This window comes from Streptomyces lancefieldiae, assembly GCF_031845825.1.
Classification (GTDB): Bacteria; Actinomycetota; Actinomycetes; order Streptomycetales; family Streptomycetaceae; genus Streptomyces; species Streptomyces lancefieldiae.
Genome location: NZ_JAVRFH010000047.1, coordinates 24,638 through 43,690 on the forward strand (window position 1 = coordinate 24,638; position 19,053 = coordinate 43,690).

Annotated in this window: 19 protein-coding genes and 1 pseudogene; 13 read left to right on the top strand and 7 right to left on the bottom strand. The window is 75.8% G+C overall.

Translation table 11 applies throughout. From position 1 onward, the window contains the following. The first annotated feature begins 47 nt into the window (after nt 1–47). Complete coding sequence (locus tag RM812_RS32220; RefSeq protein WP_311580599.1) at nt 48–1,199, top strand: XdhC family protein; 1,152 nt, start codon at nt 48–50, stop codon at nt 1,197–1,199. Nucleotides 1,200–1,305: 106 nt separating this feature from the next. Here the strand turns inward: RM812_RS32220 and RM812_RS32225 are convergent, their stop codons facing one another. The 3 genes from RM812_RS32225 to RM812_RS32235 all read right to left on the bottom strand — a co-directional run bounded on the left by RM812_RS32225 (nt 1,306) and on the right by RM812_RS32235 (nt 3,550). Continuing rightward, nucleotides 1,306–2,184: an endonuclease/exonuclease/phosphatase family protein gene (locus RM812_RS32225; RefSeq protein WP_311580602.1), complete on the bottom strand. Its 879-nt coding sequence runs from the start codon at nt 2,182–2,184 to the stop codon at nt 1,306–1,308. Between the two features lie 85 nt (nt 2,185–2,269). Continuing rightward, nucleotides 2,270–2,710, bottom strand: coding sequence for an SRPBCC family protein (locus RM812_RS32230; protein ID WP_311580605.1), 441 nt, complete (start codon nt 2,708–2,710; stop codon nt 2,270–2,272). Between the two features lie 54 nt (nt 2,711–2,764). Beyond that, entirely contained in the window at nt 2,765–3,550 is a 786-nt protein-coding gene (locus tag RM812_RS32235; protein ID WP_311580608.1) for a polysaccharide deacetylase family protein, read from the bottom strand. A 144-nt stretch (nt 3,551–3,694) separates the two neighbouring features. Between RM812_RS32235 and RM812_RS32240 the strand changes: the two genes are divergently transcribed. From RM812_RS32240 to RM812_RS32295, 12 genes and pseudogenes are all read left to right on the top strand, one after another. Further along, a complete protein-coding gene (locus tag RM812_RS32240; protein WP_311580690.1) occupies nt 3,695–4,687 on the top strand; it encodes a UDP-glucuronic acid decarboxylase family protein in 993 nt (330 codons plus the stop codon). Between the two features lie 156 nt (nt 4,688–4,843). Next, nucleotides 4,844–6,484: a carbamoyltransferase family protein gene (locus RM812_RS32245; protein WP_311580611.1), complete on the top strand. Its 1,641-nt coding sequence runs from the start codon at nt 4,844–4,846 to the stop codon at nt 6,482–6,484. After that, nucleotides 6,481–7,515: a glycosyltransferase gene (locus tag RM812_RS32250; RefSeq protein ID WP_311580614.1), complete on the top strand. Its 1,035-nt coding sequence runs from the start codon at nt 6,481–6,483 to the stop codon at nt 7,513–7,515. Before RM812_RS32245 ends, RM812_RS32250 begins: the two co-directional genes overlap by 4 nt. Continuing rightward, nucleotides 7,512–8,117, top strand: a pseudogene (locus tag RM812_RS32255) (D-glycero-alpha-D-manno-heptose-1,7-bisphosphate 7-phosphatase); the annotation flags it as partial. The gene RM812_RS32250 and the pseudogene RM812_RS32255, both read left to right, overlap by 4 nt. A 134-nt stretch (nt 8,118–8,251) precedes the next feature. After that, complete coding sequence (locus RM812_RS32260; RefSeq protein WP_311580621.1) at nt 8,252–9,241, top strand: glycosyltransferase family 9 protein; 990 nt, start codon at nt 8,252–8,254, stop codon at nt 9,239–9,241. After that, the gene (locus RM812_RS32265; protein ID WP_311580624.1) at nt 9,238–10,188 is read left to right on the top strand and encodes a glycosyltransferase; all 951 of its coding nucleotides are present in this window, start codon (nt 9,238–9,240) and stop codon (nt 10,186–10,188) included. Before RM812_RS32260 ends, RM812_RS32265 begins: the two co-directional genes overlap by 4 nt. Then, complete coding sequence (locus RM812_RS32270) at nt 10,185–11,402, top strand: glycosyltransferase family 4 protein (protein ID WP_311580627.1); 1,218 nt, start codon at nt 10,185–10,187, stop codon at nt 11,400–11,402. Before RM812_RS32265 ends, RM812_RS32270 begins: the two co-directional genes overlap by 4 nt. Further along, nucleotides 11,402–12,037: a D-sedoheptulose-7-phosphate isomerase gene (locus RM812_RS32275; RefSeq protein ID WP_311580631.1), complete on the top strand. Its 636-nt coding sequence runs from the start codon at nt 11,402–11,404 to the stop codon at nt 12,035–12,037. The genes RM812_RS32270 and RM812_RS32275 overlap by 1 nt, the downstream gene beginning before the upstream one ends. Before the next feature lie 8 nt (nt 12,038–12,045). Further along, on the top strand, nt 12,046–13,416 hold the full coding sequence (gene rfaE2 / locus RM812_RS32280; RefSeq protein ID WP_311580634.1) for a D-glycero-beta-D-manno-heptose 1-phosphate adenylyltransferase: 1,371 nt from the start codon (nt 12,046–12,048) through the stop codon (nt 13,414–13,416). A 143-nt stretch (nt 13,417–13,559) separates the two neighbouring features. After that, nucleotides 13,560–14,750 carry a glycosyltransferase family 9 protein gene (locus RM812_RS32285; RefSeq protein WP_394816544.1) on the top strand — a complete coding sequence of 397 codons (1,191 nt, stop codon included), beginning with the start codon at nt 13,560–13,562 and terminating at the stop codon, nt 14,748–14,750. After that, nucleotides 14,747–15,766 carry a glycosyltransferase family 2 protein gene (locus RM812_RS32290; RefSeq protein ID WP_311580641.1) on the top strand — a complete coding sequence of 340 codons (1,020 nt, stop codon included), beginning with the start codon at nt 14,747–14,749 and terminating at the stop codon, nt 15,764–15,766. The genes RM812_RS32285 and RM812_RS32290 overlap by 4 nt, the downstream gene beginning before the upstream one ends. Continuing rightward, a complete protein-coding gene (locus tag RM812_RS32295; RefSeq protein WP_311580644.1) occupies nt 15,763–16,659 on the top strand; it encodes a glycosyltransferase family 2 protein in 897 nt (298 codons plus the stop codon). Before RM812_RS32290 ends, RM812_RS32295 begins: the two co-directional genes overlap by 4 nt. 66 nt (nt 16,660–16,725) lie before the next feature. Here RM812_RS32295 and RM812_RS32300 read toward each other — a convergent pair whose 3' ends face one another. From RM812_RS32300 to RM812_RS32315, 4 genes are read right to left on the bottom strand one after another with little or no spacing between them, the layout of a single operon-like run. Next, nucleotides 16,726–17,034: a DUF3040 domain-containing protein gene (locus RM812_RS32300; RefSeq protein WP_311580647.1), complete on the bottom strand. Its 309-nt coding sequence runs from the start codon at nt 17,032–17,034 to the stop codon at nt 16,726–16,728. A 57-nt stretch (nt 17,035–17,091) separates the two neighbouring features. After that, nucleotides 17,092–18,054, bottom strand: a complete 963-nt coding sequence (locus RM812_RS32305) for a polysaccharide pyruvyl transferase family protein (RefSeq protein ID WP_311580650.1) — start codon at nt 18,052–18,054, stop codon at nt 17,092–17,094. Between the two features lie 54 nt (nt 18,055–18,108). After that, entirely contained in the window at nt 18,109–18,834 is a 726-nt protein-coding gene (locus RM812_RS32310) for an MgtC/SapB family protein (RefSeq protein WP_311580653.1), read from the bottom strand. Nucleotides 18,835–18,853: 19 nt separating this feature from the next. Beyond that, on the bottom strand, nt 18,854–19,051 hold the full coding sequence (locus RM812_RS32315; RefSeq protein WP_311580656.1) for a hypothetical protein: 198 nt from the start codon (nt 19,049–19,051) through the stop codon (nt 18,854–18,856). Nucleotides 19,052–19,053: the final 2 nt, after the last annotated feature.

Consider the following 19,053-nt stretch of genomic DNA (forward strand, 5'->3'; position numbering starts at 1 on the left):
GCCGCGGGAACCCCTTCCATATCACCGCTCTGTGAGGAGACCGACAGATGCTGGACATCGCCGAAGAGCTGCACCGGTGGGTCGAGCAGGGACGTGACGTCGCCGTGGCCACCGTCGTGGCCGTCAGCGGCAGCGCGCCCCGCCGGCCCGGCGCCGCCCTCGCGGTGGACGCCGGGGGAACGGCGATCGGCTCGGTGTCCGGCGGCTGTGTGGAGGGGGCCGTGTACGAGCTGTGCCGGCAGGCGCTCCAGGACGGCGAAACCGTCCTGGAACGCTTCGGCTACAGCGACGAGGACGCCTTCGCCGTCGGCCTGACCTGCGGCGGCGTCATCGACATCCTCGTCACACCGGTACGGGCGGACGACCCCGCCCGTCCGGTCCTCGCCTCCGCGCTCGCCGCCGCCGCGCGAGGTGAGCCGGCGGCGGTGGCGCGGATCGTGAGCGGACCGGCGGAGCTGACCGGGCGCGCGCTCGTCGTCCGCCCGGACGGCTCCCACACCGGCGGCTTCGGCGCCCACCCCGAACTGGACCGCACGGTGGCCGCCGAGGCGGGCGCCTTCCTGGACGCCGGACGCACGGGCACCCTGGAGATCGGAGAGCAGGGCTCGCGCTGCGGAGCACCGCTCACACTGCTGGTCGAGTCCTCGGTCCCGGCCCCCCGCATGATCGTCTTCGGTGCCATCGACTTCGCGGCGGCGCTGGTCCGCGTCGGCAAGTTCCTCGGCCACCACGTGACGGTGTGCGACGCGCGCCCCGTCTTCGCGACGAAGGCCCGCTTCCCGGAGGCGGACGAGATCGTCGTGGAGTGGCCGCACGAGTACCTGGCGCGTACCGACGTGGACGCCCGCACCGTGCTGTGCGTCCTGACCCACGACGCCAAGTTCGACGTACCGCTCCTGGAGCTCGCCCTGCGCCTGCCGGTCGCGTACGTCGGCGCGATGGGCTCGCGCCGCACCCACCTGGACCGCAACGCGCGCCTGCGCGAGGTCGGCGTGAGCGACCTGGAGCTGAGCCGCCTCAGGTCCCCCATCGGCCTGGACCTCGGCGCCCGCACACCGGAGGAGACGGCCCTGTCCATCGCGGCCGAGATCGTCGCGGCCCGTCGCGGTGGCACGGGCGTCTCCCTGACCGGCGCCCACACCCCGATCCACCACGACGGCCCCGCGGCCCCGGCCGGCCGCGTCGACTCGGTGGCCTAGGCCCACCGGCGGGAGCCCTGCCCGTGGCCGCCGCCCTCTCGCCGGCCGGTGCCTTGTCCGTGGCCGCCGCCCTCTCGCCGGCCGGTGGTCCGTCCCTGGCGCGGACTCACCTCCGGCCGGACCCCCTCCCGGACAGGGAGACGTCCGCGACCACCGGTCGGTGGTCCGAGGCCGCGGTCTCCTCCGGCACCGAGGCGCCGTGCACGCGCACGCCCCGGCCCACGGCCACGTAGTCGATCCGCTTCACGGGTGCCGTGGCCGGAAAGGTGCCGCCGGTACCCGTCCCGGCGTCGCGCAGTTCCGCCCACAGGGGCTGGAGTTCGGGTGCCGACGGTTCGGCGTTGAGGTCGCCGAGCAGCACCTGCCGCACCCCCGGCCGCGCCGCCCGCTCCCGTGCCATGATCCGCCGGGTGTCGGCGACCTGCGCCACCCGGACCGCCGGGTCCGACCGGTAGTCGAGGTGTGTCACGAACACCTGCACCGGCACTCCGCGCACCTTCAGCGTCACCTCGCCGAACCCGGGCGCCGGTTGCGGCACCGGGTTCTCGTCCTGCGTGGACAGGCGCGTGATCTCGTGGTTCGTCGCCGAGCGGATGGGGAAGCGGGACAGCACCGCCACGCCGTACTCGCGCCGCGGGCCGCCCGCCCGAACGGGGTCGAGGCTGTAGATCGGCGCGAACGACACCCGCATCCCGAGCCGTCGCGCCAACTCCTCGGCGACGTCCAGCTCCTGGCTGCGTGCGCCCCAGTGCACGTCGACCTCCTGGAGGCCGATCACGTCCGCGTCGAGGGCGCGCAGCGCGGCGGCCTGCCGGTCGAGGTCGAAGACGCCGTCCGATCCCGTTCCGGCGTGGATGTTGTAGGTGGCGATGCGCAGCGGAGCCGGGGGCCGCTGGCCCGCGGAGGCGGGCGGAGCCGCCACGGCCAGGCTCAACACGGCACCGGCGGCGGACAGTTGGAGGAAGGCGCGCGCTCTGACAGACATGGCGGCACGGTACGCGGGAAACGCGTGCCGCGAGGCGTGTGACGCGATCCCGTCCGTGACGTGTACCTCGCCGGCAACCCGTGGTTCACGGGCTCCGCAGGAGGTGGTTGACCGCGCGGCCGAAGACGTACCGCCCCGCGCCGCCGAGGACCCGGTCGAAGAGGGACGGGAGGAGGCGGACGGTCAGTTCCTCGCGCCACAGGACGCGGGTCCGGCCGCCGGGCCCCGGGCGGACCTCGATCTCGGCCCAGCCCCGGACCAGCCGGCCGCGCTTCTCCAGTCGGCACAGGCCGGGGGTGTCGTCCAGCGGTGGCTGCCAGACGGTCACCTCCATCCTGTCGTCGAAGGTGAGCGGACCGGCGCCCGTGCGGGCCACGATCACCGTGCCGGGGCCGGTGGGCGGGGGCGTGACGACGTCGACCCGGGTCAGCGGCACCGTGTCGCCGTGGAGGTGCCACCGGGTGAGCCGGCGCCACGCCTCGTCCAGGGGGAGCGGGGCGGTGCGTTCGATCGAGAAGAGGGCCACGGGACGATCGTAGGGAACCGGAACCGTCCGGAGGCGCACCAGGTACCCGCCGCCCTAGCGGTAGACCTTGCCCGGCTCGGCCTTGCCGGGGGCGAGCAACTGGGGCACCGTGACGAAGACGTAGCCCCGGGACTTGAGCCCGTCGATGATCCCGGGCACGGCGGGCACGGTGCCGTCGTAGATGTCGTGCAGCAGGATGATGCCGTCCCGGGACGACTGGTCCAGGACGCGCTTGGTGATCAGGTCGGAGTCGTTCGTCTTGTAGTCCTTGGCGGTCACGCTCCACAGCACCTCCGACAGGCCCAGCTCGCGGCAGATGTCGTGCACCGTGTCGTCCGTGCGGCCCTGCGGCGGGCGCATCAGGGTGGGGCGCTGCCCGGTCAGGCGCTCTATCTCCTTGTTGGGGCGCTCGAGTTCCGCACGTATCTCGTCCGGTTCGGCGTCCGTGAGTATCTTGTGCGTCCAGGTGTGGCTGGCCACCTCGTGGCCCTCGTCGGCCATGCGCTTGACCAGCTCGGGATACGTGTCGATGTGCCGTTTGCCGAGCAGGAAGAAGGTCGCCGGGACCTGCTTCTCCTTGAGTATGTCGAGCAGTCGGGCGGAGTGCTCGCTCGGTCCGGCGTCGAAGGTCAGCGCGATGCACTTGGCCTTCCGGCAGTCGACGGTGCCGAAACCGGCCCGTGCCTGGGTACCCGCCGCGGTCCGGACGGAACTGGGGGCGGTCGTCTCCAGCTTCGTGCAACCGCTCAGGGCCAGCGTCAGTGAAGCCGCGGCCGCGATGGTGGCGGCCGCAGGCAACCTGATCCCCGTTTTTGTCATCTTCCTGGTCAGCGAAGGCATGCGAGGACTATACCTAGGGAGTATAGACGGGGTTTATAGTGCCCCCTCGAATGTGAGTTCGAGGTAGTGGGAACCTGCGCCGGGTTACTCAGCCGACACGCAAGTGACGGTGAGAGTGAGGAGAATCCCGTGAGCGAGAGCCCCGTGAGCGAGAGCCCCCTGGACGACAGCCCCGAGAGCGGACGCGCCTGGCGCCGGGCCCTGGTGACCGGCGGAGCCGGATTCGTGGGATCCCACCTGTGCGGCCGGCTGCTCGCCGCCGGCGCCGACGTCGTCTGCCTCGACAACCTGGCCACCGGCTCCCGCGCCAACGTGGCCGACCTGGAGCGGCGGCGCGGCTTCCGGTTCGTCCGGGCCGACGCGACCGACCCGGCCGCCCTGCGCGGCCTGCCCGGCCGGTTCGACCTGGTGCTGCACTTCGCCTGCCCCGCCTCGCCCGCCGACTACCTCCGGCTGCCCCTGGAGACCCTCGACGTCGGCAGCACCGGTACCCGCAACGCCCTGGAGCGGGCCCGTGCCGACGGCGCCCGCTTCCTGCTCGCCTCCACCTCCGAGGTCTACGGCGACCCGCTGGAACACCCGCAGCGCGAGAGCTACTGGGGCAACGTCAACCCGATCGGCCCGCGCAGCGTGTACGACGAGTCCAAGCGCTTCGCCGAGGCCCTGGTCACCGCCCACCGCCAGGTGCACGGCACCGACGCCGCCATCGTCCGCATCTTCAACACCTACGGCCCGCGGATGCGCACCGGCGACGGCCGCGCCGTGCCCACGTTCATCGCCCAGGCCCTGGACGGCATGCCGCTCACCGTCGCCGGCGACGGCGGCCAGACCCGGTCCCTGTGCTACGTCGACGACACCGTCACCGGCGTCCTCGCCCTCGCCGCGTCCGGCGAGACCGGTCCCGTGAACATCGGCGGCGCCGACGAGATCACCATGCTGGAACTGGCCCGCCGCGTCGTGGAGCTCACCGGCTCCGGGTCCCGCATCCGCTTCGTCGACCGCCCCGTCGACGACCCCGCCCGGCGCAGGCCCGACACCACCCTGGCCCGGGAGCGGCTCGGCTGGCAGCCGCGGGTCGGCTGGAGCGAGGGGCTGGAGCGGACCATCGGCTGGTTCGCGCACTCCGTCGCCGCGTGATCCGCACCCACCCGCGGACCGTTCCCACCCTGATCACCGAGGACCCCGGATCATCACTTGGAGTGACATATCAGCTCTTGTCAGGAACTGAGTTGCCTCCAAGTGTTTGAGACAGCTTCCCCGCGGCACCCGCGAGCCCAGAGAGGAGCACTCCCCATGCGCATCCTTGGTATCAACGCCCTGTTCCACGACCCGGCCGCCGCTCTCGTCATCGACGGCCGGACCGTTGCGGCCGCTGAGGAAGAACGCTTCAGCCGCCGCAAGCACGGCAAGCGCCCGGTGCCCTTCTCCGCGTGGGAGATGCCGGAGCTTTCGGCGCGGTGGTGCCTCGAGCACGCCGGGGTGCGGCCCGAGGAACTGGACGCCGTCGCGTACTCCTTCGACCCCAAGCTCGCCCGGCCCGCCCGCGACATGGGGCTGGACGACCCCTGGGACCCGCTCCGGCTGGAGTACGCCCGCCGGGCGCCCGAGTTCCTCGCCGAGGCGCTGCCCGGCCTCGACCCCGACCAGGTGGTCTTCGTCCCCCACCACGTGGCGCACGCCGCCTCCGCCGGACCGGCCTCACCCCACCCCGACAGCGACGTCCTCGTCCTCGACGGACGCGGGGAGTCCGCCTCCCACCTGGCCGGCCGCTACCGCGACGGCAAGCTCGACACCCTCGCCACCCAGGCGCTGCCGCACTCGCTGGGCCTGGTCTACGAGGACCTGACCGAGCACCTCGGCTTCCTGCGCAGCAGCGACGAGTACAAGGTGATGGCCCTCGCCTCCTACGGCACCCCCCGCCACCTGGACCGGCTGCGCGAGCACGTCCACGCCACCGGCGACGGCGGCTTCCACGCCCACGGCGTCGACTGGGCGGCCCTCGCCCCGGCCCGCGCCGAGGGCGAGGACTGGACCAAGGACCACGCCGACCTGGCGGCCAGTACCCAGGCGGTGCTGGAGGAACTGCTCCTCGAACTCGTCCACTGGCTGCACCGCGAGGCCGGGGGCCAGGCCCTGACCATGGCGGGCGGCGTCGCCCTGAACTGCGTCGCCAACTCGAGGATCGCCGCCCGCGGCCCGTACCGGCACGTGTGGGTGCAGCCCGCCGCCGGTGACGCGGGCACGGCCCTCGGCGGCGCTCTGCACGTGGCCGCCGCCCGGGAGGGCACCGCTCCCGAGCCCATGCCCGGCGCCGACCTGGGCCGGGGCTGGAGCGACGAGGAGATCCGCGCCTGGCTGGAGACGGCCGCGATCCCCTACGAGGAGCCGGACGACATCGCCGAGACGGTCGCCGAGGAACTGGCCCGGGACGGCGTCGTCGCCTGGTTCCAGGGCCGCAGCGAGTTCGGGCCGCGTGCCCTCGGACACCGCTCCCTGCTGGCCCACCCGGGCCGCGCGGAGAACCTGGAGCGGCTCAACCACGTCAAGGGCCGCGAGGAGTTCCGCCCCGTCGCCCCGATGGTGCTGGCCGACCGCGCCGCCGACCTCTTCACCGGGCCGATACCCAGCCCGTACATGCTCTTCGTGCACGACGTCGCCCCCGCCTGGCGCGACCGCGTCCCGGCCGTCGTCCACGTCGACGGCACCGCCCGCATCCAGACCGTCGAGGAGCGCCGCGAACCGCTCGTCGCCCGGATGCTGGCCGCCTTCGAACGGCGCACCGGGCTGCCGGTCGTCGTCAACACCAGCCTCAACACCGCCGGCCGGCCCATGGTCGACGACCCGCGCGACGCGCTGGAGTGCTTCGGCTCCGCGCCCGTGGACCTGCTGGCCATCGGCCCCTTCGCGGTGCGCCGGGGGAGGGCGTTCGGATGAGCGGCGCCCCGGTGAACGGCGTGCCCAGGGCGGGTTACGCCGTCGTCGTCCCCACCCTCGTACGCGACACGCTGGCCGACTGCCTGGCCGCGCTGGCCGCCGCGACCGGGCCGGGCCCCGACGAGATCGTCCTCGTCGACGACCGGCCCGGACCCGACGCCGACCCCGACGCGCTGGAGCACCCGCTGACCGTCCTCGGCGACCTGCGCGAGCGCACGGTGGTGCTGCGCAGCGGGGGCCGGGGCCCGGCCGCCGCCCGCAACACCGGCATCCGCGCGGTCACCTCGCCCTGGACCGCCTTCCTCGACGACGACGTCCAGGTCGGCCCGCACTGGTGCGACCAGCTGGTCCAGGACCTCGCCGAGGCGGCGCCCGACACGGGTGCCGTGCAGGGCGTGATCGCCGTGCCGCTGCCCGGCGAGCGCCGGCCCACCGACTGGGAACGCGGCACCGCCGGCCTCGCGCGGGCCCAGTGGATCACCGCCGACATGGCCTACCGCACCGACGTGCTCAAGGAGGTCGGCGGCTTCGACGAACGCTTCACCCGAGCCTTCCGCGAGGACGCCGACCTCGCCCTGCGGGTCCTCGACGCGGGCTGGCGCATCCGGCGGGGCCGCCGCACCACCCGCCATCCCGTACGCCCCGCCTCCCGCTGGGTGTCCCTGAAGCAGCAGCGCGGCAACGCCGACGACGCCCTGATGCGGCACCTGCACGGCGCCGACTGGTGGGCCAAGGCGGTGGCCCCCAAGGGACGGATCCGGCGCCACGCGGCGATCACCGCCGCCGGGGGCGCCGCCCTCGCCCTCGCCGCCGCCGGCCGGCCCCGCGCCGCCGCGGTCGCCGGGCTCGGCTGGGCCGCGGGCACCGCCGAGTTCGCCTGGGCCCGTATCGCCCCGGGCCCGCGCACCCGCCACGAGGTCACGACCATCCTGGTCACCAGCGCGCTCATCCCGCCCGCCGCGACCTGGCACCGGCTGAGCGGACTGTGGCGGCACCGCGGGGCCCCCGCCTGGCGGGAGGTGGTCGCATGAGTCCCGTCCGGGCCGTGCTCTTCGACCGCGACGGCACCCTCGTCCACGACGTCCCCTACAACGGCGACCCGGCGCGGGTGCGGCCCGTCGACGGCGCCCGCGAGGCGGTCGCGCTGCTGCGGGACCACGGCATCCGCGTCGGCGTCGTCACCAACCAGTCGGGCATCGCCCGCGGTCTGATCAGCGACGCCGACGTCCGCCGCGTCAACCGGCGGATCGACGACCTGATCGGGCCCTTCGACGTGTGGGCGGTCTGCCCGCACGGCCCCGACGACGGCTGCCACTGCCGCAAGCCCCGGCCCGGCCTCGTCCTCTGGGCGGCCGGACGCCTGTGCACCGCCCCCGCCGACTGCGTCGTGATCGGCGACATCGGCGCCGACACGGAGGCCGCCGAGCGGGCGGGCGCCCACGGCATCCTCGTCCCCGACGCGCGTACCCGCCCGGAGGAGACGGCCGCCGCGGCCCATGTCGCCCCGGACCTCCTGACCGCCGTACGCACGCTCCTCGACGACCCACCGGCCGTCTCGGACGGCCGCGACCACGATGGCTCCCGGGACCGGGCCGCCACCGAACCGGCCGGGAGCGGACCCGCCCGGGACGCGGACGGGAGCGGACCCGTCGCCGCCGTGGAGGCGGGCCGGCCGGCGGCGCCGGGCGGCCGTGACACCGGCCGGGACGAGCCCGCCCCCGAGGCGGCTCGGGGCCGTGCCGTCGCCGGCACCCGCGGGAGGCCGCGATGAAGGCACTCGTCACCCGGCTCGACAGCTTCGGCGACGTCCTGCTCGCCGGGCCCGCCGTGCGCGCCGTCGCCGCCCGGGCCGACCACGTCACGCTGCTGTGCGGATCGCGCGGCGCGCCCGCCGCCCGCCTGCTGCCCGGCGTGGACGAGGTGCTGGTCTGGGACGCGCCGTGGGGCGGGTTCCGGCCGCCCGAGGTCAGCCGCGGAGACATCGACCGGCTCGTGGACCGGATCGACGCCGACACGGCGCTGATCCTCACCTCATTCCACCAGTCCCCGCTGCCCACCGCCCTGGTGCTGCGCCTCGCCGGTGTCCGGCACATCGCCGCGGACAGCGTGGACTACCCCGGCTCCCTGCTCGACCTGCGCCACCGGCGCGCCCCGCACGCCCACGAGGCCGAGGCCGCGCTCGACCTCGCCGAGGCGGCCGGGTTCCCCCGGCCCGACGACGGACGGCTCCGCGTGCACCCGCCGCCCCGCGCCGACCACCTCACCGGCCCCGGCCCCTACGTCGTGCTCCACCCAGGCGCCAGCGTCCCCGCCCGCGCCTGGAGCCCCGAGCGCAGCGCCGAGGCCGTGCGCGAACTGGCCGCCGCCGGGCACCGCGTGCTGGTCACCGGCGGCCCCGACGAGCGCGACCTCACCGCGTACGTGGCGGGCCGGTACGGCACCGACCTGGGCGGCCGCACCGAGGCCCCGGAACTGTCCGGCGTCCTCGCGGGCGCCGGCGTCGTCGTCACCGGCAACACCGCGCCCGCCCACCTCGCCGCGGCCGTCGGCACCCCGGTCGTGTCCCTGTTCGCCCCGGTCGTGCCCGCCGAGCGCTGGCGGCCCTACGGCGTCCCGTACGTCCTGCTCGGCGACCAGAACGCACCCTGCGCGGACACCAGGGCCCGGGACTGCCCCGTCCCCGGCCACCCCTGCCTGAACACCGTCACGGCCACCGACGTGGCCGCCGCCGTCGAGAAACTCCTGGGGGAGGCATGAGGATCCTCATCTGGCACGTGCACGGGTCGTGGACCACGGCCTTCGTGCGGGGCCCGCACACCTACCTCGTCCCCGTCACCCCCGACCGCGGACCCGACGGCCTCGGCCGCGCCCGCACCTGGGACTGGCCGGACTCCGTCGTCGAAGTACCGCCCCAGAAGCTGCGGGACGAGGACATCGACCTCGTGATCCTCCAGCGACCCCACGAACTCGCCCTGGTCGACCAGTGGCTGGGCCGCCGCCCCCCGCTGGTGTACCTGGAGCACAACGCCCCCGACGGCGACGTGCCCCACACCCGGCACCCCGCCGCCGACATCCCCGGCGTCACCCTCGTCCACGTCACCCACTTCAACCGGCTGATGTGGGACTCCGGGCCGGCCCCCGCCACCGTCGTCGAGCACGGCATCGTCGACCCCGGCCACCGCTGGACCGGAGAGCTGGACCGGGCGGCCGTCGTCGTCAACGAACCCGTCCGGCGCGGGCGTACGACCGGAACGGACCTGCTGCCCGCGTTCGCCCGCGCCGCCCCCCTCGACGTGTTCGGCATGCGCACCGAGGGACTCGCCGAGCACATCGGCGTCGACTCCGGCCGCTGCCGGACCCGGGACGTCGTACAGAGCGAACTGCACACCGAACTGGCCCGCCGCCGCGTCTACGTCCACCCCGTCCGCTGGACCTCCCTGGGCCTGTCGCTGCTGGAGGCCATGCACCTCGGCATGCCCGTGGTCGCGCTCGCCACCACCGAGGTGACCGAGGCCGTGCCGCCGGGCGCCGGAGTGGTCTCCAACCGCATCGACGTACTGACCGACGCCGTACGCGACTTCCTCGCCGACCCGCTGCACGCGCGGACGGTCGGTGACGGGGCCCGTGCGGCCGCGCTGTCCCGCTACGGGCTGTCCCGCTTCCTGGACGACTGGGAGCGGCTGCTGAAGGAGGTGACCCGATGAGGATTGCCATGGTGTCCGAGCACGCGAGCCCCCTCGCCGTGCTCGGCGGGGTCGACGCCGGTGGACAGAACGTCTACGTGGCCCGCCTCACCGAGGAGTTGGCGGGGCGCGGCCACGACGTCACGGTCTACACCCGCCGGGACGCCGTCGACCAGCCCGACCGGGTGCCGCTGCCCGGCGGCGCGGTCGTCGAGCACGTGCCGGCCGGGCCACCCCGGTCCGTCCCCAAGGACGAACTCTTCCCGCACATGCCCGCCTTCGGCACCTACCTGGCCCGCGCCTGGGCGCGGGAGAGGCCCGACGTGGTGCACGCCCACTTCTGGATGTCCGGCATGGCCTCGCAGATCGGCGTACGGCCGCACGGCATCCCGCTCGTGCAGACCTTCCACGCCCTCGGCACCGTCAAGCGGCGCCACCAAGGCGTGCGGGACACCAGTCCGTACGAGCGGGTCGGCATCGAACGACAACTCGGCCGCGCCTGCGAACGGGTCCTGGCCACCTGCACCGACGAGGTCGTCGAACTCGGCGACATGGGCGTCCCGCCCCGCCAGGTGTCCGTGGTCCCCTGCGGCGTGGACGCCGAGCACTTCCACCCCGCCGCCGACACCGGCCGCACCCCCGAGCGACACCGACGGCACCGGCTGCTCGCCTGCGGGCGGCTCGTGCCCCGCAAGGGTTACGACCAGGCCATCCGCGCGCTGGCCCACGTCCCCGACGCCGAACTCCTCATCGCGGGCGGCCCGCCGGCCGGCGGCCTGGACGCCGACCCCGAGGCCCGGCGCCTGACCGGGCTCGCCCACCGCGTAGGCGTCGCCGACCGGGTCCGGCTGCTCGGCGCGGTCGACCCCGACGACATGCCCGCCCTGCTCCGCAGCGCCGACCTGGTGCTGTGCACCCCGGTCTACGAGCCGTTCGGCATCGTGCCCCTGGAGGCGATGGCGTGCGGCGTACCCGTCCTCGCCACCGACGTCGGCGGTCACCGCGACTCCGTGGCCGACGGGATCACCGGCCGCCTGGTCGCGTCCCAGGACCCCGAGACCATCGCGGACGCCGCCCGCGAACTCCTCGCCGACGAACGGCTGCGCCGCCAGTACGGCAGGAACGGCCGCGAGCGCGTCCTGCGGCACTACACCTGGGCGCGCGTCGCCGACGGCGCGGAACAGGTCTACCGCCTGACCCTCGCCGACCACGCACTGTCGAAGGAGGTGGCGTGATGACCGTGCACCCGCCCGTCGTCCTGCACTGCGACGAACTCCAGGACGCGCTGGGCTCCTTCCGGGCCTCCGCGCACATCACCCAGCGCTGGGGCGACCGGCTCGCGGCCGTCCTGAGCGGCGGCGGCCGGCTGCTGGCCGCGGGCAACGGCGGCAGCGCCGCCCAGGCCCAGCACCTGACCGCCGAACTCGTCGGCCGCTACCGCGACGACCGGCCGCCGTTCTCCGCCATCGCGCTGCACGCCGACACCTCCTCCACCACCGCCATCGCCAACGACTACGGCGTCGACGAGGTGTTCGCCCGCCAGGTGCGCGCCCACGGCCGCGAGGGCGACGTCCTGATGCTGCTGTCCACCAGTGGCGCCAGCGCCAACCTGCTGTCCGCCGCGGACGCCGCGCGGGCCGCCGGGGTACGGGTGTGGGCGCTGACCGGCTGCGCGCCCAACCCCCTCATGGCGGGCAGCGACGAGTCCCTGTGTGTCGACGCCCCCTCGACGGCCACCGTCCAGGAGATCCACCTGGTCGCCGTGCACATGATCTGCGCGGCCTTCGACGCCGCCCTGGACCGCGGCGCACAGGGCGTACGGGGCGCACGCGGCGCACGCGGCGTACGAGGCAAGGGAACGCGGAGGTGACGGGACGCATGGCTGACAGGTCCCCCCTGGTCGTGGTCGGCGACGCACTGCTGGACCGCGACCTCACCGGCTCCGCCGAACGGCTCGCGCCCGACGCGCCGGTACCGGTCGTGTCGGAGTGCGCCGAGCGCGTACGGCCGGGCGGCGCCGCGCTCGCCGCGTACCTCGCCGCCCGCGACGGCCGCGAGGTCACGCTGATCACGGGTGTGGGCGACGACCCGGCGAGCGAGGCCCTGCGCGCACTGCTCGCCCCCTGGCTGACGGTGATCCCCCTCCCCCTCACCGGAACACTGCCCGAGAAGACCCGCGTCCTCGCGCAGGACCGGCCCGTCGTCCGCCTCGACCGGGGCGCCGGCCGGGCCCGCGAGGCCACGGACGAGGCCCGCGCCGTGCTGCGCTCCGCCCGGGCCGTCCTGGTCTCCGACTACGGCCGCGGCACCGCGGACGCCCTGCGCGACGTGCTGGCCGGGCGCCCCCCGCTGGTCTGGGACCCGCACCCGCGCGGGGGGCCGCCCGTGCCCGGCACCCGGCTGGTGACGCCCGCCGAGAAGGAGGCGCACGGTTTCGCCCCGCGCAACGGACACGCGGGCGGCGGTCTGCGCGCCGCCGCGCTCAACGCCGCCGCCCTCGTACGCGACTGGCGGGCGGCCGCGGTGACGGTGACCCTCGGCTCGCGGGGCGCCCTGCTGTCGTACGGCGAACACCCCCTGCTCGTGCCCGCTCCCGCCGCCCACCACGGTGACTCCTGCGGCGCGGGTGACCGGTTCGCCGCCACCGCCGCCGGGCTGCTCGCCGACGGGGCGCTGGTGGGGGAGGCCGTCGAGGGCGCGGTGGGCGCCGCGACCGCGTTCGTGGCCGCCGGGGGAGCGGGCGCCCTGCCGCCCGCGGGCTCCGGCCCCGCTCCGGCACGCTCGCCCGACACCGAAGACCCGCACGCCCTCGCCGACCGCGTCCGCGCCCAGCACGGCACCGTCGTCGCCGCCGGTGGCTGCTTCGACCTGCTGCACGCCGGACACGTGGGCCTCCTCCAGGCCGCCCGACGGCTCGGCGACTGCCTGGTGGTCTGCGTCAACTCCGACGCCTCCGTACGGCGCCGCAAGGGCGACGGCCGCCCCGTCAATCCCCTCGCCGACCGGGTCCGCGTCCTGCGCGCCCTCGCCTGCGTCGACGCCATCGCGGTCTTCGACGAGGACACGCCCGAACGCCTCCTCGGCGACCTGCGCCCCGACGTCTGGGTCAAGGGCGGCGACTACGCGGGCGCCGACCTCCCCGAGGCCGCCCTGCTCCAGGAGTGGGGCGGCCAGGCGGTCCTCCTGCCCTACCTGGACGGCCGCTCCTCCACGGCCCTGATGGCCCGCGCTGCGGCGAGGGTGCGATGACCCGGCACACGCCGCCCCTGGCCCGGGGCCGAGCCCCGACGCCACCACCCGCCGGCACCCCGCCGACGCGGGGCGGGGCATCCCTGCCCTCGGCCGGTGGTCCGGTGACGGGGGATCCGGTGCATCCGCCGTCGGCCGGGATGGTGGGTGCGGGGCGTGTGCTCGCGTCGGGTGCCGGTGGTGCTGGTGCGGTGCGTTCGGGGTCCGCCGGCACCCCGCCGACACGGGGTGCGGCATCCCTGCCCTCGGCCGGTGGTCCGGTGACGGGGGATCCGGTGCATCCGCCGTCGGCCGGGACGGCGCACCCGCCCGACGCGCGCTCGGCGTACGACGCCTCGGAGCCCGGGCGGCAGCGAGGTGGCCCCGGGGTGCGTCCCCGGGTGCTCGTGCTGCGGGCCCTCGGGCTCGGGGACCTGCTCGCCGGGGTGCCCGCGCTCCGCGCGCTGCGTCGCGCGTATCCCGGGCACGAGCTGGTGCTGGCCACCCCCGCCGAGCTGGCGCCCGTGGCCGCGGCGAGCGGCGCCGTGGACCGGGTGCTGCCCGCCGCCGAGCCCGGCCGTGCCGTCCCGCGCACCCTCGACTGGACCGGGCCGCCCCCCGACGTCGCCGTCGACCTGCACGGCAACGGACCGCCCAGCCACCGCCTGCTGACGCGCCTGCGCCCACGGAAGCTGCTGGCATTCGCGCACCCGGGGACGCCGGAGGTGGACGGCCCGCCCTGGTACGCGCGGGAACACGAACGCGACCGGTGGTGCCGGCTGCTGCGGGCGTACGGCATCGACGCCGACCCCACCGACCTCCTGCTGCCCCGCCCGCCGGGACCCTCCCCGGCCGCCGGCGCCGTCGTGCTGCACCCCGGCGCCGGCGCCCCCTCCCGCTGCTGGCCGGTGGAACGGTACGCGGCCGTCGCCGAGGCGCTGCGCTGCCGGGGACGCCGGGTCGTCGTCACCGGGGGAGCGGACGAGGGGGACCTGGTGGCCCGACTGGCCAAGCTCGCCCACCTTCCCGACACGGACGTGTTCGGCGGCGGGCTGCCCTACGACCGGCTCTCCGCCCTGGTGGCCGACGCCCACGCCGTCGTCAGCGGCGACACCGGCATCGCCCACCTCGCCGTCGCCCACGCCGCCCCTTCCGTCACCCTCTTCGGCCCGGTCCCGCCCAGCCGCTGGGGCCCACCGGCCCTTCCCCGCCACCGCGCCCTGTGGCATCCGGGCCCGGACGGCGACCCGCACGGCCACGGGACCGACCCCGCGCTGCTGCGGATCGGCACCGAAGAGGTCCTGGGCGCCCTCGACGCCCTCGACGCCCTGGACGCCCCTGGAGAGACACCATGAACCACGGCACGGACCACGGCCTCTCGGCCACCCGCGAACGGCCGCACCCCGACCCCACGAAACCCGCCCCCGTCGGCATCGTCATCGCCACCCGCAACCGCTCCGCGAGCCTCGCCGTCACCGTGCGGAACCTGCTCGCCCTGCCCGAGCGGCCCGAGATACTCGTCGTCGACAACGCCTCCACCGACGACACCCGCGCCATGCTGGCCCGCGACTTCCCCCGGGTCCGCGTCCTCTCCCTGCCGTTCAACCGCGGTGCCCTCGCCCGCACCCACGGCGTCCGCGCGCTGGACACCCCGTACGTGGCGTTCAGCGACGACGACTCCTGGTGGGCGCCGGGTGCCCTCGCCGCCGCGGCCCGGCACTTCGACGAGCACCCCCGGCTCGGCCTGCTCTCGGCCCGCACCCTCGTCGGCCCCTCCGACGCCGCGGACCCGCTGAACGACCTGCTCGCCCACTCGCCCCTCGGCGCGGCCACCGACCTGCCGGGCAACCAGGTGCTCGGCTTCCTCGGCTGCGCCGCCGTCGTCCGCCGCACGGCCTACCTCGACGCGGGCGGCTACCACCCCCTGCTCTTCTTCGGCGCCGAGGAGACCCTCCTCGCCTACGATCTCGCCGCCCGCGGCTGGGGCGTCACGCACTGCCCCGACGTGGTCGCCCACCACCACCCGGACCCCGGCCCCCGCACCGGCCGGCCGGCCGTCGTGCGCCGCAACGAACTCCTCACCGCCTGGCTGCGCCGCCCCCTGCCGTACGCCCTCGCCCGCACCCGCGACCTCGCCGCCGAGGCCCGCCACGACCCGCACGCCCGGCGCGCCCTGCGCGAGGCGCTCACCCGCCTGCCCGCCGCCCTGCACGCCCGCAGACCACTGCCGCCCCACGTGGAGCGCGCCGCCCGCCTCCTGGACGACGCGCACGACGACGCGCACGACGACGCGCACGACGACGCGCACGACGAGGCGGACGACCGCGCGCACGGCGACGCCCACGACCGTGCGAACGGAGCGACGCCGTGACCGACCCCCGGACCACCGTCGTCGTCATCACCCACAACCGGCGCCCGGAACTCCTGCACACCCTGGACCGCCTCGCCGAACTCCCGGAACACCCGGCGGTGTTCGTCACCGACAACGCCTCCACCGACGGCACCGCCTCCGCCGTCGCCCACCACCACCCGCGGGTACGGCTCCTGCGCCCCGGCCGCAACCTGGGGGCCGCCGGCCGCAACCTGGCGGTCCGCCGGGTCCGCACGCCCTACGTCGCCTTCTGCGACGACGACTCCTGGTGGGCGCCGGGCTCCCTGTCGGGGGCGGCCGACCTGCTCGACCGGTACCCGGCGGTCGGCGCGGTCACCGCCCGCATCGTCGTCGAACCGGACGGCACCGAGGACCCGATCGTCGAGGAACTGCGCGACTCGCCCGTGCCCCGCCCGGACTGGCTCCCCGGCCCGGCGCTCGGTTCCTTCCTGGCCGCCGCGACGGTCCTGCGCACCGACGCCTTCCGGGCCGCGGGCGGCTTCCACCCCCGGCTGTGGCTCGGCGGCGAGGAGGAACTGCTCGCCGCCGACCTGGCGGCGAACGGCTGGTGGCTGACGTACGCCGACCACCTGACGATCCATCACCGCCCCTCGGTGGTCAGGGACCCGACTCTGAGGCGGGCGCACGGCATCCGCAACACCCTGTGGTTCACCTGGCTGCGCCGCCCGGCCGGTCCCGCCCTGCGCCGCACCCTCCACCTGGCCCGCACCGTCCCCCGCGACACCGCGTCCCTGCGCGCCTTCGCCGAGGCTGTGGCCGCCCTGCCGTGGGTCCTGCGGGAACGCCGGGTGCTGCCGCCGGAGGTCGAGGCGCGCCTGCGCTCACTGGAACCCGCCCAGCGCGCGTCGACGGCCCGCAGTTACACGGGCTGACCCCACCGAACCGGCCGGCCCCGCGCCGAGGGGACGCGGGGTCGGCCGCAGGAGGCAGGGCACGGCCTATCCCTCCGTCCACCGGCACAGCAGCCGGAACGCCGCGAACAGCGTCACCGGCCACACCGCGGCGAAGGCCCAGATCACGCCCGGTGCGGACGTGACGATGCCGGTGACCAGCAGGGTGACCGACAGGGTGAGCAGCATGAGGACGGTCAGGGTGCGCGGGCGGTAGGCCGCCAGGCGGCCGAGGTCGGGGCGGCGGCCGATGCGGAGCGTGCGCAGCCGCCGGTCCAGCCGGCGGTCGCGGCGCAGCGCCCGTTCGACCTCGTCGAGTATGCGTTGCTCGTGGTCAGGGAGTCGGCCGATGGACACGATGTCTCCTCCTGGGCGCGGACCGACGAACCCCCGAGTGCCCGCGCCGCCCGGGAACTAACCGGCCGGCCCCGCCCCCAGCGCCGCCACGAGACCGTCCGCGGCGTCCGCGACCGCGTCCGCCGCCCGGAACCCGGCGCCGACCCGCGCGGCCTCGGCCCGCCCGCCGCCGGCCAGGCACCAGTGCCACCAGTGCTCCAGCAGCCCCTCCGGCCCCTCCGCCAGCCGCTCGGCGGGCACCAGCGCCGGCCAGCCGCAGGCGCGGGCCTGCGCGGTCACCTTGGCGCCGCCCGCGACCGGGTCCACCGCCAGCGCCGGCGTCCCGGCCCTCAGCGCCAGGACCATGCCGTGCAGCCGGTCGGTGACGACCAGGTCCAGCCGGGCCAGCACGGCCTCCAGCTGGGCCGGCGTGCCGCACAGCCGCCAGTCGTGCGCGTCGAGCCGGGTCTCCAGCTCCAGACGGGCGCAGTCCTTGGCGGCCAGCCAGCGCGTCAGCCCCGCGGCGACCTCCTCGTGCCGCCGCTGCCCCCCGTACTCGTGCTGCCCGTGGGTGAGAACCACCCCGACGACCGGCCGGGCCGGCAGCGCGGGCGCGCGGGCCGCCAGGTCCAGGGTCGGCGCGGTGCCGGCGGCGTCCCGGGCGAGCACCCGGTGGAAGCCGGTCACGGCCGGCGAGCCGGGGTCGACGACGGACACGCCGACGGCGACCCGCAGGCAGTGCGCGAACCGCCGGTGCAACTCCTCGACCTGCGGCCCGTGCGCCGGCCCGCACACGAACACCAGACGCGAGTACGCCGCCGGTTCCACGTCCGCGAAGTGCAGCGCCTCCGCCCGGAACCCGGGGCTCCACACGACGTCGTACGCGAGCCCCGCGCCCCGCAGCACCTCCTCGACCCGCCGCAGCGCCAGCACGTCCCCGGCGGTCGCCTCCCCGTCCGGAAAGCTGAACCACCCGGTCACCAGGGCCAGGACCCGCCTGCCGTGCGTGTCGTGACCGTCGCGTTCGTCCCGTGCGTGCACAGTGCCCCCGGGTGCCCGCCCGGCCGAGGGGCAATCACCGCGGCGCCGGTTCGCCTACTCCTCCGCGACGGCGTTCAGGTCGGCGCCGAGCACCCCCTCGGCGCGGAACAGGTCGGACGTCAGCCGCACGGCGTCCCCGGTCCCCTCCAGCCGCAGCAGGACCCGGGCCGCCGGGTCCGTACGGCCGGGCAGCCGGTCGGCGGTCACCCGCAGGACGCGGAACCCGCGCCGCGTGCAGGTCTCCATCAGCTGCGGCAGCAGAGCCCGGCCCGTGAGATAGGTCAGCCGGATCTCCACCGTGGTGGCCGTTTCCTTCGTGAGACGCGAGCTCAGGGCCTGATAGCCGCGCACGACCAAGAAGTGCAGCGCGGTGGTGGCCAGGGCCAGGATCGGCAGCCCCCCGCCGCAGGCCATGCCGACCGCGCAGGTGAGCCAGATGGTCGCGGCGGTCGTCAGGCCCCGTACGGCGTCCCGTCGTACGAAGATCAGGCCGCCGCCGATGAAGCCGATCCCGGAGACGATCTGGGCGGCCACCCGGGACGGATCGAGGGAGACGCCGTCCATGCCCAGCACGCCGGTGAACCCGTGCTGGGAGACCTCCATCATCAGCGCGCTGGCCACGCCGACCAGGGTGTGGGTGCGCAGCCCGGCGCTCTTCTGCTGGGCCTCCCGCTCCCAGCCGATCAGGCTCGACAGCAGCAGGGCGAGCCCCAGCTCGGCCAGCTGACGCAGGCCCTGCCCGTTGTCCACGTCCCACAGCGAAACCGCCAGTTCGCGCATCCGTCGGCCTCCCTCGCGATCACCCTGCTTCCCACGCCCTGTCGCGGGTTCCCCGGCCGACCGCACCGGACACGCCGACCGCCACCGCGCCCGACCAGCAGAACACCGAACGACCGCGGCCGACGAGGGGCACCCCGACGTCCACGCGGACGTTCACCCGGGCGACCACCCCGGCGACCACCCCGGCGTCCGCGCGGACGACCGCGGCCCGCGGCATCG